At 56.2% G+C, this 12,794-nt stretch carries 11 protein-coding genes and 2 pseudogenes; 10 read left to right on the top strand and 3 right to left on the bottom strand.

Translation table 11 applies throughout. The annotated features are described in order from the left end of the window. Positions 1 to 35: 35 nt before the first annotated feature. Positions 36 to 490, bottom strand: a pseudogene (locus AB5Y85_RS01795) (hypothetical protein). 199 nt (positions 491 to 689) lie between these two features. Between AB5Y85_RS01795 and suhB the strand changes: the two are divergent. Continuing rightward, positions 690 to 1,493, top strand: a complete 804-nt coding sequence (gene suhB / locus AB5Y85_RS01790) for an inositol-1-monophosphatase (protein ID WP_005352992.1) — start codon at positions 690 to 692, stop codon at positions 1,491 to 1,493. 412 nt (positions 1,494 to 1,905) lie between these two features. On the opposite strand, the gene AB5Y85_RS01785 is transcribed toward suhB, so the two are convergent. Continuing rightward, a complete protein-coding gene (locus tag AB5Y85_RS01785) occupies positions 1,906 to 3,537 on the bottom strand; it encodes a methyl-accepting chemotaxis protein (protein WP_257688009.1) in 1,632 nt (543 codons plus the stop codon). A 338-nt stretch (positions 3,538 to 3,875) separates the two neighbouring features. Here AB5Y85_RS01785 and AB5Y85_RS01780 point away from each other — a divergent pair, with 338 nt between their 5' ends. The 9 genes from AB5Y85_RS01780 (at position 3,876) to AB5Y85_RS01740 (ending at position 12,577) form a co-directional block, all read left to right on the top strand. Further along, positions 3,876 to 4,808: a ZIP family metal transporter gene (locus tag AB5Y85_RS01780; RefSeq protein ID WP_257688008.1), complete on the top strand. Its 933-nt coding sequence runs from the start codon at positions 3,876 to 3,878 to the stop codon at positions 4,806 to 4,808. Between the two features lie 168 nt (positions 4,809 to 4,976). Then, positions 4,977 to 5,669: a 5'-methylthioadenosine/S-adenosylhomocysteine nucleosidase gene (gene mtnN / locus AB5Y85_RS01775; RefSeq protein ID WP_257688007.1), complete on the top strand. Its 693-nt coding sequence runs from the start codon at positions 4,977 to 4,979 to the stop codon at positions 5,667 to 5,669. Next, positions 5,666 to 6,628 carry a cobalamin biosynthesis protein gene (locus tag AB5Y85_RS01770; RefSeq protein WP_257688006.1) on the top strand — a complete coding sequence of 321 codons (963 nt, stop codon included), beginning with the start codon at positions 5,666 to 5,668 and terminating at the stop codon, positions 6,626 to 6,628. The genes mtnN and AB5Y85_RS01770 overlap by 4 nt, the downstream gene beginning before the upstream one ends. After that, positions 6,621 to 7,454 (top strand): cobalamin-binding protein, encoded by an 834-nt coding sequence (locus AB5Y85_RS01765; protein WP_257688005.1) that lies wholly within the window; start codon positions 6,621 to 6,623, stop codon positions 7,452 to 7,454. The genes AB5Y85_RS01770 and AB5Y85_RS01765 overlap by 8 nt, the downstream gene beginning before the upstream one ends. A gap of 105 nt (positions 7,455 to 7,559) precedes the next feature. After that, positions 7,560 to 8,564: a UDP-N-acetylglucosamine 4,6-dehydratase (inverting) gene (gene pseB, locus AB5Y85_RS01760; protein WP_257688004.1), complete on the top strand. Its 1,005-nt coding sequence runs from the start codon at positions 7,560 to 7,562 to the stop codon at positions 8,562 to 8,564. Next, a complete protein-coding gene (pseC, locus tag AB5Y85_RS01755; RefSeq protein WP_101531631.1) occupies positions 8,561 to 9,703 on the top strand; it encodes a UDP-4-amino-4,6-dideoxy-N-acetyl-beta-L-altrosamine transaminase in 1,143 nt (380 codons plus the stop codon). The genes pseB and pseC overlap by 4 nt, the downstream gene beginning before the upstream one ends. Continuing rightward, positions 9,694 to 10,539 carry an aldo/keto reductase gene (locus tag AB5Y85_RS01750; protein WP_257688003.1) on the top strand — a complete coding sequence of 282 codons (846 nt, stop codon included), beginning with the start codon at positions 9,694 to 9,696 and terminating at the stop codon, positions 10,537 to 10,539. Before pseC ends, AB5Y85_RS01750 begins: the two co-directional genes overlap by 10 nt. Next, positions 10,536 to 11,291, top strand: coding sequence for an NTP transferase domain-containing protein (locus AB5Y85_RS01745; RefSeq protein ID WP_101531633.1), 756 nt, complete (start codon positions 10,536 to 10,538; stop codon positions 11,289 to 11,291). The genes AB5Y85_RS01750 and AB5Y85_RS01745 overlap by 4 nt, the downstream gene beginning before the upstream one ends. Then, positions 11,288 to 12,577 carry an aminotransferase class III-fold pyridoxal phosphate-dependent enzyme gene (locus AB5Y85_RS01740; RefSeq protein WP_101531634.1) on the top strand — a complete coding sequence of 430 codons (1,290 nt, stop codon included), beginning with the start codon at positions 11,288 to 11,290 and terminating at the stop codon, positions 12,575 to 12,577. Before AB5Y85_RS01745 ends, AB5Y85_RS01740 begins: the two co-directional genes overlap by 4 nt. 107 nt (positions 12,578 to 12,684) lie before the next feature. Here AB5Y85_RS01740 and AB5Y85_RS01735 read toward each other — a convergent pair. After that, a pseudogene (locus AB5Y85_RS01735) lies at positions 12,685 to 12,794 on the bottom strand (IS481 family transposase); the annotation flags it as partial.

Raw genomic sequence — 12,794 nt, 5'->3', positions numbered from 1 at the left:
GGTGCGCCGCTGGTGCGCTCTGGCAATAGTAGATATTAGTTGATCATGGCGACCGGCTTGCGCTGACGCAGCATGATCAGGCGGGAAAGCAGCGGGAAGTAGGACTCCAGCTTGCGCAACAGCACCCGGCTGCAGGCAGGCTCGGCCAGCTCCGACTCATCTAGCACGATGCCGTTTGAGACAAAATAGAAACGGGGGTCACGCACATCCGGCCCGCAGACCGTCAGCTCCTTGTCCCCCTTGCGGATCAGCAGCGGCAAGACCGGCAAACCGATCGTCTCATCCTCTCCCCGGGCAAATCCGGCATCCTGCCAGGGCGCATCGCCGTCGATCAGCAGGATCGCCGCCTCCGTCTTGGCCGGTTGCCACTGGGCCAGGGGGTCACGGTGATGTGGGCAAAGTGATCACCATACTCGGGTGATGACCGCAAGATGGCCAACAGTCCCTCGCTGGCCGCGGACACGTTCTGACTCACTAATGACAAATTCATGGTTCACATCCCTATGCTCATGACAGCCTGTATCCGGCTGCTGGGATAAGACTAGCGCAGATCTGGTCTATATTGGAGCCGTCAAATCTGGCAGTGGTAATCAATTGGTCGTAGGGGGATAACAGTTGCCATCGCAAAAAATACTGGTATCATACCGCGTCCTTTTATCCCCCGTTCTTTAACATCCAGTGGTGAACCTATGCATCCGATGCTGAATATCGCCGTGCGCGCTGCGCGCAACGCCGGTCAAGTTGTAGTAAAAGCCTTCTCCCAGCCAGAGAACATTGAGGCTATCCAAAAAGGCAGCAATGACTTCGTGACCAACGTTGACCGTGAAGCCGAAGCGGCCATCATTCACACCATCAAAAAATCTTACCCGGAGCACAGCATTGTTGCTGAAGAATCTGGTGAGATTGCCGGTACCAATCCGGACTACCAATGGATCATTGACCCACTGGATGGCACGACCAACCTTGTCAAAGGCATTCCGCACTTTGCCGTTTCCATCGCCCTGCGCGTAAAAGGCAAAACCGAACAAGCCGTTGTTTACGATCCCATCCGTGACGAACTGTTTACTGCTACTCGTGGTAGCGGCGCCCAGCTGAACGGCTACCGTATCCGTGTCGGCAAAGCCAAAGAGCTGGCTGGCACCGTGCTGGCGACCGGTTTCCCCTACAAACAAAAGCACCACATCGAGTCCTACCTGAAGATGTTCCAGAGCATGTTCATCGAATGTGCCGACATCCGTCGCTCCGGCTCTGCCGCACTGGATCTGGCCTACGTGGCTGCCGGTCGCGTCGACGGTTTCTGGGAAATCGGCCTGAAACCCTGGGACACCGCTGCCGGTGAACTGCTGGCCAAAGAAGCTGGCGCCATCGTCACCGACTTCGTAGGCGGTCACAACTACGAAAACTCCGGCAACATCGTGGTTGCCAACCCGCGTGTCCTGAAAGAGATGCTCGGCAAGATCCGCGAAGAGCTGCCGGAGTCTCTGGCCAAATAAGCCAGCTCCCCAGCCTTCACCAATATAAAAAAACCGGCGCAAGCCGGTTTTTTTATTGCTGCGATATACCCTGTCAGGGTATTCCAACCAACTGCTTATGCTCTTCTTCCCCCGTAGCTCGCGCCCCAACCGCTCGCCCCGTTCCCCATCCCCAAAACAGTTCGTCGCCCTTCTCTCGTTAGCAAACACGCCTTAACCAACCTTCTTGAATATCACCACACAGGCAGAGATAAGCATCTGATCTCCCTCCCAGTTTGCCCTGATCTTCATCCTCTGTATGAAGAGCCCCAACCATCAGGCCTCGTACCCATCGCCAGATAAAAAACACCCGGCACATGGCCGGGTGTCGTGAGGGCAGGCAAAGCGCCCCGACTTTTATGAATAAAGAGGCCGGAGCACTCCAGCCCCCTTATCAGGCGAGACGGAAGCGCCCGATGGTCTGCTTCAGACCCACCGCCAGCTGGCTCAGCTCCAGACACGCGCGGGCAGTATGATCCGCCCCCTGCGCCACCTCATTGGCGGATTCGTTGATCCGCCCAACATTGCGACCCAGCTCATCAGACACCGCATCCTGCTCACCACAGGCGCTGGCAATCTGGATCGCCATATCGGCAATCTGGGCGACAGCCTCTTCGATCTGCTGGATACCGGTGCCGGTCTGCTCGCTTTGGGTGACGCACTGACGGATCATGTCACAGCTCAGCCCGGTCACCTCTTTGGCCTGATTGGCGCGAGACTGCAGGGTTTCGATGATGGCGACGATCTCGCCGGTAGAGGCCTGGGTGCGGCCCGCCAGGGTGCGCACCTCATCGGCAACCACCGCAAAGCCACGGCCCTGTTCACCCGCACGGGCTGCCTCAATGGCGGCATTGAGAGCCAGCAGATTGGTCTGATCGGCAATGCTGCGAATAACATCGACCACTACGTTGATCTGGGCGGATTCACGCTCCAGTTCGGCCACCAGCGTGCCAGCCTGCTCAATCTCTTCAGCCACACGGGTGATCGCCACCAGCGAACGCTGCACATCCTGGTTGCCTTTGCGGGCCAAGGTATTAGCTGCACTGGCAGACTCAGAGGTGTGCTCTGTATTGCCCGCCACATCAGCAACGGTCGCCTTCATCTGGGTCATGGCCGTCGCCACCAGCGAAATCTCTTGCTGCTGGCTCTGAATACCCTTGGCAGACTGCTCGGAAACCGCACTCACTTCGTCAATCGCCGCCCCCAACTGGGTAACCGCCGCTACCACCTCTTCAATCAGACCGCGCAGGTTGTCCTGCATCTTCAGGGAGGCTTTGGCCAGCATGCCCAGCTCATCGCGGCCGATGTGCTGACGCTCCAGCTGATGGGTCAGATCGCCAGCTGCAATGGCGTTGGCCTGAGCCACTACCGCTTGCAGCGGCAGGCAGATCTGGCGGGTCAGGAACCAGGTCATCACCACCATGAACACCAGCAGAGCACCAATGCTCACCATGGCGAAAGTGGTCACCATGCTGACGCTTCCAAGCAAGCTGCTGCGGTTTTCCTTCACAAAACCGAGGTTCACATCGATCAGAGCATTAACTGCCCGCTCCAAAGAACCAAAAGCAGCATTCGAGGCAAATAACTGTGCCTTGGCTTGCTCTTGTTGTCCTTGTACCAGCAGTTGATCAAACTCGTTCACTGCACGTTGGTAACTGAGCCACTGTTGTTTGGCCTGATTAAACACCTGACGCTCATGATCAGCACCGACGGTCGCCTCATAGGCGTGAAATGCGTTGTCTACTTTCTGGATATTCTGCTGGATCCGGCTGCGGCGAGCCTGCAGATCAGCGGCATCGTTCACCATCAGCAAGGCAAACTGGGCACGACGGACATAGGAGACGTCATAGAGCAGGGTTTCGACCGACAGGACACTCGGCAGCGTAGAGTCGGTAAAGTTCAGCACCCGATCACGCACACCGCGCAATTCGCTGGAGAGAAAAACACCGAAGAGAACGTTGACTGCGGCAATGACCGCAAAAACCACGGCAATCTTTTTGCCGATGGAGAGATTTTTGTAAAACATAGTGGCGGGTGATCCTCTACTGCTGACAGGCGAATGGAGTGTGGCGATCACGTCCCTATGAGCAAATCCCCGGACCTTCCTGACGGGAAAAAATGCAGAACACCGGGAAGGTAGAGTTCCGCAAAGGCGCGCACTCTAGCACAAAGCGACCACGCCCTCACTTTTCTTTAAAAATTAAAAGCAACTTAACAAAACCAACAATCGGAGCCGGATCACAAAAAACTTCATATTCACCTGACGCCATTTTTCGATAGCGGCAATCGCCTTGCAGACATGGACAAGGGGTGGCCGAGTCGATGTAATGCCATCATCCACTTTGCTCACCTTGAGGCCATGCCATGGACCATCTTTCAGATCTTCCTCCGTTATCCTGGTCACAGCAACTGCGCAGCCAGATGCAAAGCCGCCCGCTCACTGCCCTCGGTCTCTTTATCGCGCTGGCTGCCGTCTTGTTACTGCTGTTGCAGAGTCTCATCATGCTCGCTACCGGAGAGGTGACCAGCGGCGTGCGCTACGGCCTTGTCGGTGGTGCTGCCGGGTTTGCCGCCACCGCCATCGGCGCCCTGCCCGCTCTGTTTCTGCGCTCGGTACCGCAAAAGGTAGAGGACACCATGCTGGGCTTTGCCGCAGGCATGATGCTGGCGGCCAGCGCCTTCTCCCTGCTGCTGCCGGGGCTGGAGGCCGCCGAGGGGATTACCGGCAACGGCTTTAGCGCCGCCGCCGTGGTGGTGGTCGGCATGACCCTCGGGGTGCTGTTGATGCTGGGGCTGGATCAGTTCACCCCGCACGAGCATGACAAAACCGGCCCCTGCGGCCCCGGCCATGAGAGCTGCTCCCGGGTCTGGCTGTTCGTCTTTGCCATCGCCCTGCACAACCTGCCGGAGGGGATGGCCATCGGGGTCAGCTTCTCGCAGGGGGATATGTCGGTGGGACTGCCGCTCACCACCGCTATCGCACTGCAGGATATACCCGAAGGACTGGCGGTAGCGCTGGCCATGTGCGCCGCCGGTTTTCGCCCCTCGGTGGCGGTGCTGGTTGCCATCGCCAGCGGCCTGCTCGAACCGGTTGGCGCCCTGCTCGGAGTGGGGCTCTCCAGCGGACTTGCCATCGCCTACCCCATCGGACTTGGGCTCACCGCCGGCGCCATGCTGTTTGTGGTCTCGCACGAGGTGATCCCGGAGACTCACCGCAACGGTCATCAGACCTATGCCACCCTTGGCCTGATGGCAGGCTTTGCCCTGATGATGACCCTCGACACCGCGCTCGGCTAAAGGCCTTCTCCTCTCCTCATCAATGCTTTTTGTCACCTGCGGCGCTTCCATATGGAGCGCCGCGTTTCATCTCTCCTTTCGCTTGTGCCTCTCGGCGCCGACGCCATCTTTTGTTATGATCTACAGCAAGTTAAATTCAGCCACACGGCTATCAAGATGAGGTCAGCAATGAAAGTAGGTATTATCGGCGCTATGGAGCAAGAAGTGGCCCTGCTGCGCAGCCAGATGAGCAACCCCACCCCCCTGCAACTGGGCGGCTGCGAGTTCTATCAAGGGATGCTGGCAGGCAAAGAGGTGATCCTGACCCGCTCCGGTATCGGTAAGGTCGCCGCCAGCGTGGCCACCAGCCTGCTGCTGGAAAAATTTGCCCCCGACTGCGTCATCAATACCGGCTCTGCGGGCGGCTTTGCCCAGGATCTGCATATCGGTGATGTGGTGATCGCCAGCGAGATGCGTTTCCACGATGTCGACGTGACCGCTTTTGGTTACGAGATGGGCCAGATGGCGCAGCAACCCGCCGCCTTCCCCTGCGACGAGAAGCTCATCGCGGTCGCTCAGGATTGCATCACCGAGCAGGGCAAGCACCAGACCAAGGTTGGCCTTATCTGCACCGGCGATCAGTTCATGTGCAAACCGGACGCCATCGCCAAGGCTCGCGACGACTTCCCGCAGATGCTGGCGGTCGAGATGGAAGGTGCCGCCATCGGTCAGGTGTGCCACATGTTCAAAGTGCCCTATCTGGTGGTACGCGCCATGTCCGATATCGCCGGCAAGGAACAGGTTGAATCCTTCGATGCCTTCATCGAAGTGGCCGGCAAGCACTCCGCCGAAGTGATTATCAAGATGCTCGGCAAACTGTGATCGAAACCGGCTCGCTTGATTTGATGGCCGACGCCCTCCTCTCGACGACGGCGGCCATTCTGGTGGGGGCAGCCCTGCTGGAGATGGTGATCCCGTGGCCATCCCATCTGCGTCTTTCGGCCGTCACGCCCCTGCTGACCCGGCTGGGGCACAAGGTACACAGACCCGATGGTTCACCCGGCCAGCAAATGCAGGCCGGCCTGTTGGCAATGCTGGTAGTCTGGCTCCCCTGCGCTGCCGGGCTCTGGTCGCTGCGCAATCTGGCCCTGAGCGAGCCGATCTTCGACCTGCTGTTCCTGCTGCTGATGCTCGAATCCCGTCCGCTACGCGAACTCGCCCATGCCACCCGCTCGCTCGCCACGCAGGAGACCCTGCCGCTGGCGAGATTGCAGTCTGCCCCCTGGCTCAAACGGGAGACAGGCAAACTCTCGGCGATGGGGCTCGCCAAAGCGGTGACGGAGAGCTGCGCCCTGCGTCTGGTCGGCCAATGGGCTGGCCCGCTGCTGGGATTTGCTTTGGCTGGCGTACAGGGCGCCCTGCTCTGGCGGCTGGTGCAGCTGATGAATCAGAGCTGGAGTCGCAAAGATCCCGCCTTCGACCACTTTGGTCGCGCCGCCAGCGCCCTCTATCAGGGGCTCAATGCCTCCGTCATTTTGCTGCTGGCGCTGCCACTGCTGGCAAGCCGTCTCAAACAGGCCGCACAGCTGCTGCGCAGTGGCGCGCTCTGGCCCTATCCCGCCATCGGGATGCTGTTGACGCTACTTGCTGACAAGTGCCGGCTCCGCCTTGGCGGCCCCCGCTACTATCAGGGAACCTTGCAACGCTGGTCGATACTTGGCAGCGGTGATGACCCCGACGGTGAGTCACCGCGCAAGGTGCTCAATATTCTGCAAGGAATTGGCTGGGGCTGGTTGATGCTGGCGCTGCTTGTCACTGTGGCGGGGTTACTTCATGGTTAGATGGTTGCGATTGCCGCTCTGGCTGCCCTGCGTGTTGCTTGCCTGGTTGCCCGCTGCGCTGCAGGCCGCCACTCCGAGCCGGGTGGTGAGCGTAGTACCCCATCTTACCGAGCTGCTTTATGACATCGGTGCCGGTGACAAGCTGGTCGCCATCGACGATGCCTCCGACTATCCTGCAGAAGTGAAAAACAAGCCCAAGGTGGCCAATTATCGCAGCATCAATGTCGAGGCGCTGCTGGCGCAAAAACCGGACCTGATCCTGGGCTGGCGTTCGGCCCAGTCACGCATGCTGGCCCCGCTGGAGCAGCTGGGTATCCCGGTTTTCTACTCGGAGCCCACCGATTTTGCCTCGCTGGCGACCGAGATGCGGGCGCTGGGCAAATTGCTGGGTGTTGAGAAAAGTGCCAACGAAGCCGCTGATCGCTATCTGGCGCGTCTGCATTCCCTGCAACAGCGCTATGGCCAACCAACCGGCGTCAAGGTGTTCTACCAACTCTGGTACCCGCCGCTCACCAGCGTCAGTGGCAATGCCTGGCCAGCTCAGGCCATCAAACTTTGCGGCGGGATCAACATCATGGCGAATGCTAAGACCCCTTACCCTCAAGTGGACATGGAACAGGTGATCAGAGCCAACCCATCGCTGATCCTGGCAGGGAGTCAAGATCCTGACACCCTGCGTCACTGGCTGAAGTGGCTCAATCTCGACGCCGTACAGCATCAGCGACTCGATTTGATCAACTCGGATGAGCTGCACCGCTTCACCCCGAGAGCCCTTAATGCAGTGGAACAGGTTTGCCAAGCTATTGCCCAACCCAACAGCCAGTAGCCAAAAAACAGCCATTCAGATCACGCCTACCAATATACGTCTGCAAATGGCATAAAAAGTGCTTTAGAATTCTATAGATACCAATCTTCATCATGGGACACCGTCATGTTTAATGGAAAAACAATCCTGGTTACCGGTGGCACCGGGTCATTTGGCAAAAAGTTTATTGCAACCGTGCTATCCCGTTACCAGCCTGCACGACTGATCGTCTACTCCCGTGATGAACTCAAGCAGTTTGAAATGCAGCAGCGTTTCAACGATCCCTGCATGCGTTACTTTATCGGCGATGTTCGCGATGCCGAGCGCCTCGACATGGCGATGCGCGATGTCGATTTCGTGGTGCATGCAGCAGCGCTCAAACAAGTACCGGCCGCTGAATACAACCCGATGGAATGCATCAAAACCAACATTGGGGGCGCCGAAAACGTCATCAAGGCTGCCATCAATAATGGCGTATCAAAGGTGATCGCACTCTCCACGGACAAGGCCGCCAACCCGATCAACCTTTATGGTGCAAGTAAACTCTGCTCTGACAAGCTCTTTGTCGCCGCCAACAATATGGCAGGCAAGAATCCCACCATTTTCTCGGTCGTGCGTTATGGCAACGTCGTCGGCTCACGGGGCTCGGTCGTACCCTTTTTCGACAATCTGATCAAGAGCGGCGCCAATACGCTTCCCATCACACATCCTGAGATGACCCGCTTTTGGCTGACACTGCAGCAAGGGGTGGATTTTGTATTGCACAATTTCCAGCGCATGCGTGGCGGAGAGTTGTTCGTACCTAAAATACCTTCGGTCAGGATCACCGACCTTGCTACTGCTATGGCCCCGTCGCTCAAGCAGGAGATTATCGGTATTCGTCCCGGAGAGAAGCTCCACGAGGTAATGTGCCCGGCAGACGACTCTTTCCACACCTATGAGTTCAGCGACTACTACGTGATTGCCCCCAGCATCAGCTTCAATAGCCGCAACAATGATTTCAGCCTTAATGCTCTGGGCGAAACAGCCACGCTGGTTACTCCAGGTTTTGAATACAATTCTCTAAATAATCAGCACTTTCTGTCGATAGCCGAACTACAGAGCATGAACCAGCAGGTGTTGTCCGAATGATCCCTTATGGCCGCCAATCGATCAGCGATGCCGATATCGCAGCTGTCGTTACCGTACTGAAATCTGATTATCTGACCCAAGGCGAAGCCGTTCCCGCTTTCGAACAAGGACTGGCCGATTACTGCCACGTGCCGCATGTGGTTGCTTGCAGTAACGGCACAACTGCGCTTCATCTGGCCTGCGCAGTACTGGATATTGGCGCCAAAGATACAGTTTGGGTTTCTGCGGTCAGTTTTGTTGCCTCGGCGAACTGCGTTCGCTACTGCAATGCCAACGTTGATTTTGTCGACGTTGACCCTGCTACCGGTAACCTCGATGTATTGGCACTGGATAAGAAACTGCAGCAAGCAGTGCTCACCCACTCCCTTCCAAAAGCGCTGATTGCTGTACATCTGGCCGGACAGCCCTGCGATCTCGAAGAGATCGGTGCGCTCTGTCGCCAGTACGGAATCGTTCTGATCGAGGATGCTTGCCATGCACTGGGTGCCCACTATCAGGGGTCACCTATCGGTAGTTGCCGTCACAGCGATATGACGGTCTTCAGCTTTCATCCAGTCAAACCGATTACGACCGCAGAAGGAGGCGCCATCACCACCAGGGATCCGGAACTCGCAGCCAAATTGCGGCTATATCGCAGCCATGGAATCACTCGCGATCCGCAAGCGCTGTTCATGCCCTCTCCCGGAGAGTGGTATTACGAGCAACAACTTCTGGGCTTCAACTATCGCTTGACCGACATTCAGGCGGCACTAGGGCTTAGTCAGTTGAGCCGTCTTGATCAGTTCATTACCCAGCGTCGTGAACTTGCCAGGCGATATGACGCGCTGTTATCCCTCTTGCCAGTCCAGCCGTTGCAGCAGAGTAATAATCGCCAGAGCGGTTATCACCTCTATGTCATTCAGGTGGCTGAACGCGATCAGGTGTTTGCCCGCCTGCGTGCTGCCGGCATTGGCGTCAACGTTCACTATATTCCTATCCCTGCCCAACCCTACTACCGTGGGCTGGGACATGACCCAGCAGACTATCCGGGCGCACAAGCCTACTATCAGGGAGCAATCTCTCTTCCACTGTTCCCGGCTCTGACTCTTGCAGAGCAGCAACAGGTCGTAGATGCGCTGGAGCAGGCTCTATGCGGCTAGCTCTGGGCACAGTGCAATTCGGTCTGGATTACGGGATCAGCAATCACGACGGACAAGTCAGCGATGAGGAACTCGACGCGATCATTGCGTTAGCTCGTCAAGCAGGTATCGATACCCTGGATACGGCGCAAGCCTATGGCAATGCCGAGCAGAGGCTGGGGCAAAGAGATATCACCGACTTCACTCTCATCGACAAGCTGGCACCAGGGCTACCGCTGTCCGATGTTAAGGCAGCGCTCAACAACAGCTTGCATTGGCTGGGGCGAAAACGGCTCGATGGTTTGCTGCTGCACCGTAGCCAAGATGCCTCACCTGCCTTGTTCGAGTTACTCACCGATTTGCAGCAACAGGGCGCGATCGGAAAACTCGGGATCTCCGTCTACTCCCCGGAGGAGCTCGATACCTGGAGCGCAGTTGGCTATCCTCTGGAACTGGTGCAATTACCTGCCAATTTGCTCGATCAACGCTTTTTACGCACTGGATGGCTCGACAAACTGGTAGATATGGGGTGTGAAATCCATGTTCGCTCGCTCTTTTTACAGGGCCTGTTATTGATGCAACCAGCGCAGCGACCTGACTATTTTCAGCGTTTCGCTACCGCACTTGAACGGTTTGACCACTGGCATCCCTCGGTGGCCCCGCTTGGCAGAGCCCTCTCCATCATGACAGCCCTACCACAGGTAAGCCGCTTTGTTGTCGGTGTTTGTCATGCCCAAGAGCTGGCCGCCATCGTTGCGGTCAGTCAAGTACAGCACGAGTGCTACGAGGCCGATATCGCCCATCTGGCGTCTATGGAACAGGAACTTATCAACCCCGGACTCTGGAGAACACGATGATCTTGGGTATTCTGCAGGCCAGAACCAGTTCTTCCCGCCTGCCCAACAAGGTACTAAAGGAACTGCTGGGCGAACCCATGCTGGCAAGGCAGATCGAACGGCTGCAACAGAGCAAGCTACTGGACAAGCTGCTGGTTGCCACCAGCGATAAGCCAGAAGATCGTGCCATTGCCGAACTGTGCGAAAAGTTGCATATTCCCTGTTTCTGCGGTCCTCTTGACGATGTATTGCTGCGTTTCTATCTGGCGGCCCAACCCTACAGTCCGACCCATGTTGTGCGTCTCACAGCTGACTGCCCACTGGCAGACCCTATGGTAATAGACGAGCTGATAGCCCTCCATCTCTCGGGCAAGTTCGACTACAGCAGCAACTGCGGCAATCCCAGTTATCCGGATGGGCTGGATGCCGAGATCATGAGTGGAGCGACTCTGGTAACCTTGCAGGAAAAAGCCACCACGCAAACCGAGCGGGAACATGTCACCTATTACGTTCGCTGTCATCCCGAGCAGTTTTCCATCGGCGAACTGCAGCGCGCGCCTTCGCTGGCCCACCTACGCTGGACTGTCGATGAGCCTGCCGATTTTGAGCTGGTGGAGCGCATTTATCAGGCTCTCTATCCTGCCAACCCAACCTTTACGACCGACGATATCCTCGACCTGCTGGCGCAGCAGCCGGAGTTGGCAACACTGAATACCCGGCACCAACGCAACGAAGGATTGGCTAATTCGCTAGCCAAGGAGAATCACATATGACCCCACGTTATCAACATTCACTTGCTCTCTCGGTTCGGGCGGAACAGAGCATTCCTCTCGGCTCCCAAACCTTCTCCAAAAGCCGCCTCTGTTTTCCCTATGGCGCCGCCCCACTCTTTATCGAGCGCGGCAAAGGTGCACATGTCTGGGATGTAGATGGCAACGAGTATCTTGATTTCGCCAGCGGCCTGCTGGCCATCAGTCTTGGATATTGTGATCCGGATGTGAATGAAGCGGTAATGGAACAGCTCAATCTGGGCTCGATCTTCTCCCTTCCTCACCGGCTGGAAACCGAAGTCGCTGAACAGCTCATTGAGCTCATCCCCTGCGCCGAAATGGTTCGCTTTGGCAAAAACGGGACTGATGCCACCTCAGCCTGTATCAGGCTCTCCCGTGCGGTCACAGGCCGCGAGCGGGTAGCCGTTTGTGGCTACCACGGCTGGCAAGACTGGTATATAGGCTCGACAACCCGCCATTTGGGGGTCCCCGAGTGCGTGAGAGAGTTGACGCACAGATTTGACTACAACGATCTTGCCTCGCTGCAGCGTCTGCTGGAAGCTCACCCGGGCGAGTTTGCAGCCGTCATTCTGGAACCGATGAATGTAACCTGGCCAACCCCGGATTTTCTGCCCGGTCTACGTCAGCTCTGTGATGAACATGGTACGCTTCTTATCTTTGATGAAACAATTACCGGCTTTCGAAATCATCTTGGAGGGGCGCAAACTCTATTCGGAGTAACGCCAGACCTTGCAGCTTTTGGCAAGGGTATGGCTAATGGATTCCCGATATCTGCCGTCGTCGGGCGTAAGAAGTATATGAAGCGTATGGAAGACATTTTTTTCTCAGGAACTTTTGGCGGCGATGTTATTGCTTTAGCTGCAGCTAAGGCCGTCATCAAAAAAATGCGTCATTACGATATACCTGCTTGCCTAACAGAACGAGGACAATTTCTCCTTGATGGCTTGAACACCATATTAACTGATATAAAAGCACCAGAATGGATAAAAACTGCGGGACACCCTACATGGTGTTTTCTGTTAATCTCTGACTCTCACAATCACTCAAGTTGGTTATTGAAAAGCTATCTGATGCAAGAGTTATGTAAGCGAGGTATCCTGACACTAGGAAGTCATAACCTCAACTACTCTCATACCTACGCGGATATCAATAACATATTGAAAGTATATACTGAAATACTACCTGCGCTGATAGATCATGATAGTAAAATGACAATAGAAAAAAATCTTGATGGTGAGCCAATTCAACCTGTTTTTAAAGTACGTTGACTAACAAAAATATCCATAAGTGCGCATACAACAATGATTTTATTCTATGCGCACTATTTGTACAGTTCTAGTTATCACCTGACACCGGCCTCAAACCGGCGTCTTGTTTACGCTACTTTAGTGCGCACTTCCTTCGGTATCAATTTCAGACCCTTTTTGAACATGCTGTAAGGGGTCTGCCCCTCCATCATCCTGCCTTGATGTGGCCGCTGGGTGT

Source organism: Aeromonas sp. R3-1 (genome assembly GCF_040908345.1).
GTDB classification, from domain to species: Bacteria; Pseudomonadota; Gammaproteobacteria; order Enterobacterales; family Aeromonadaceae; genus Aeromonas; species Aeromonas veronii.
The sequence above is the reverse complement of the archived record's forward strand: the minus strand, read 5'-3'. Positions and strand labels throughout refer to the sequence as shown.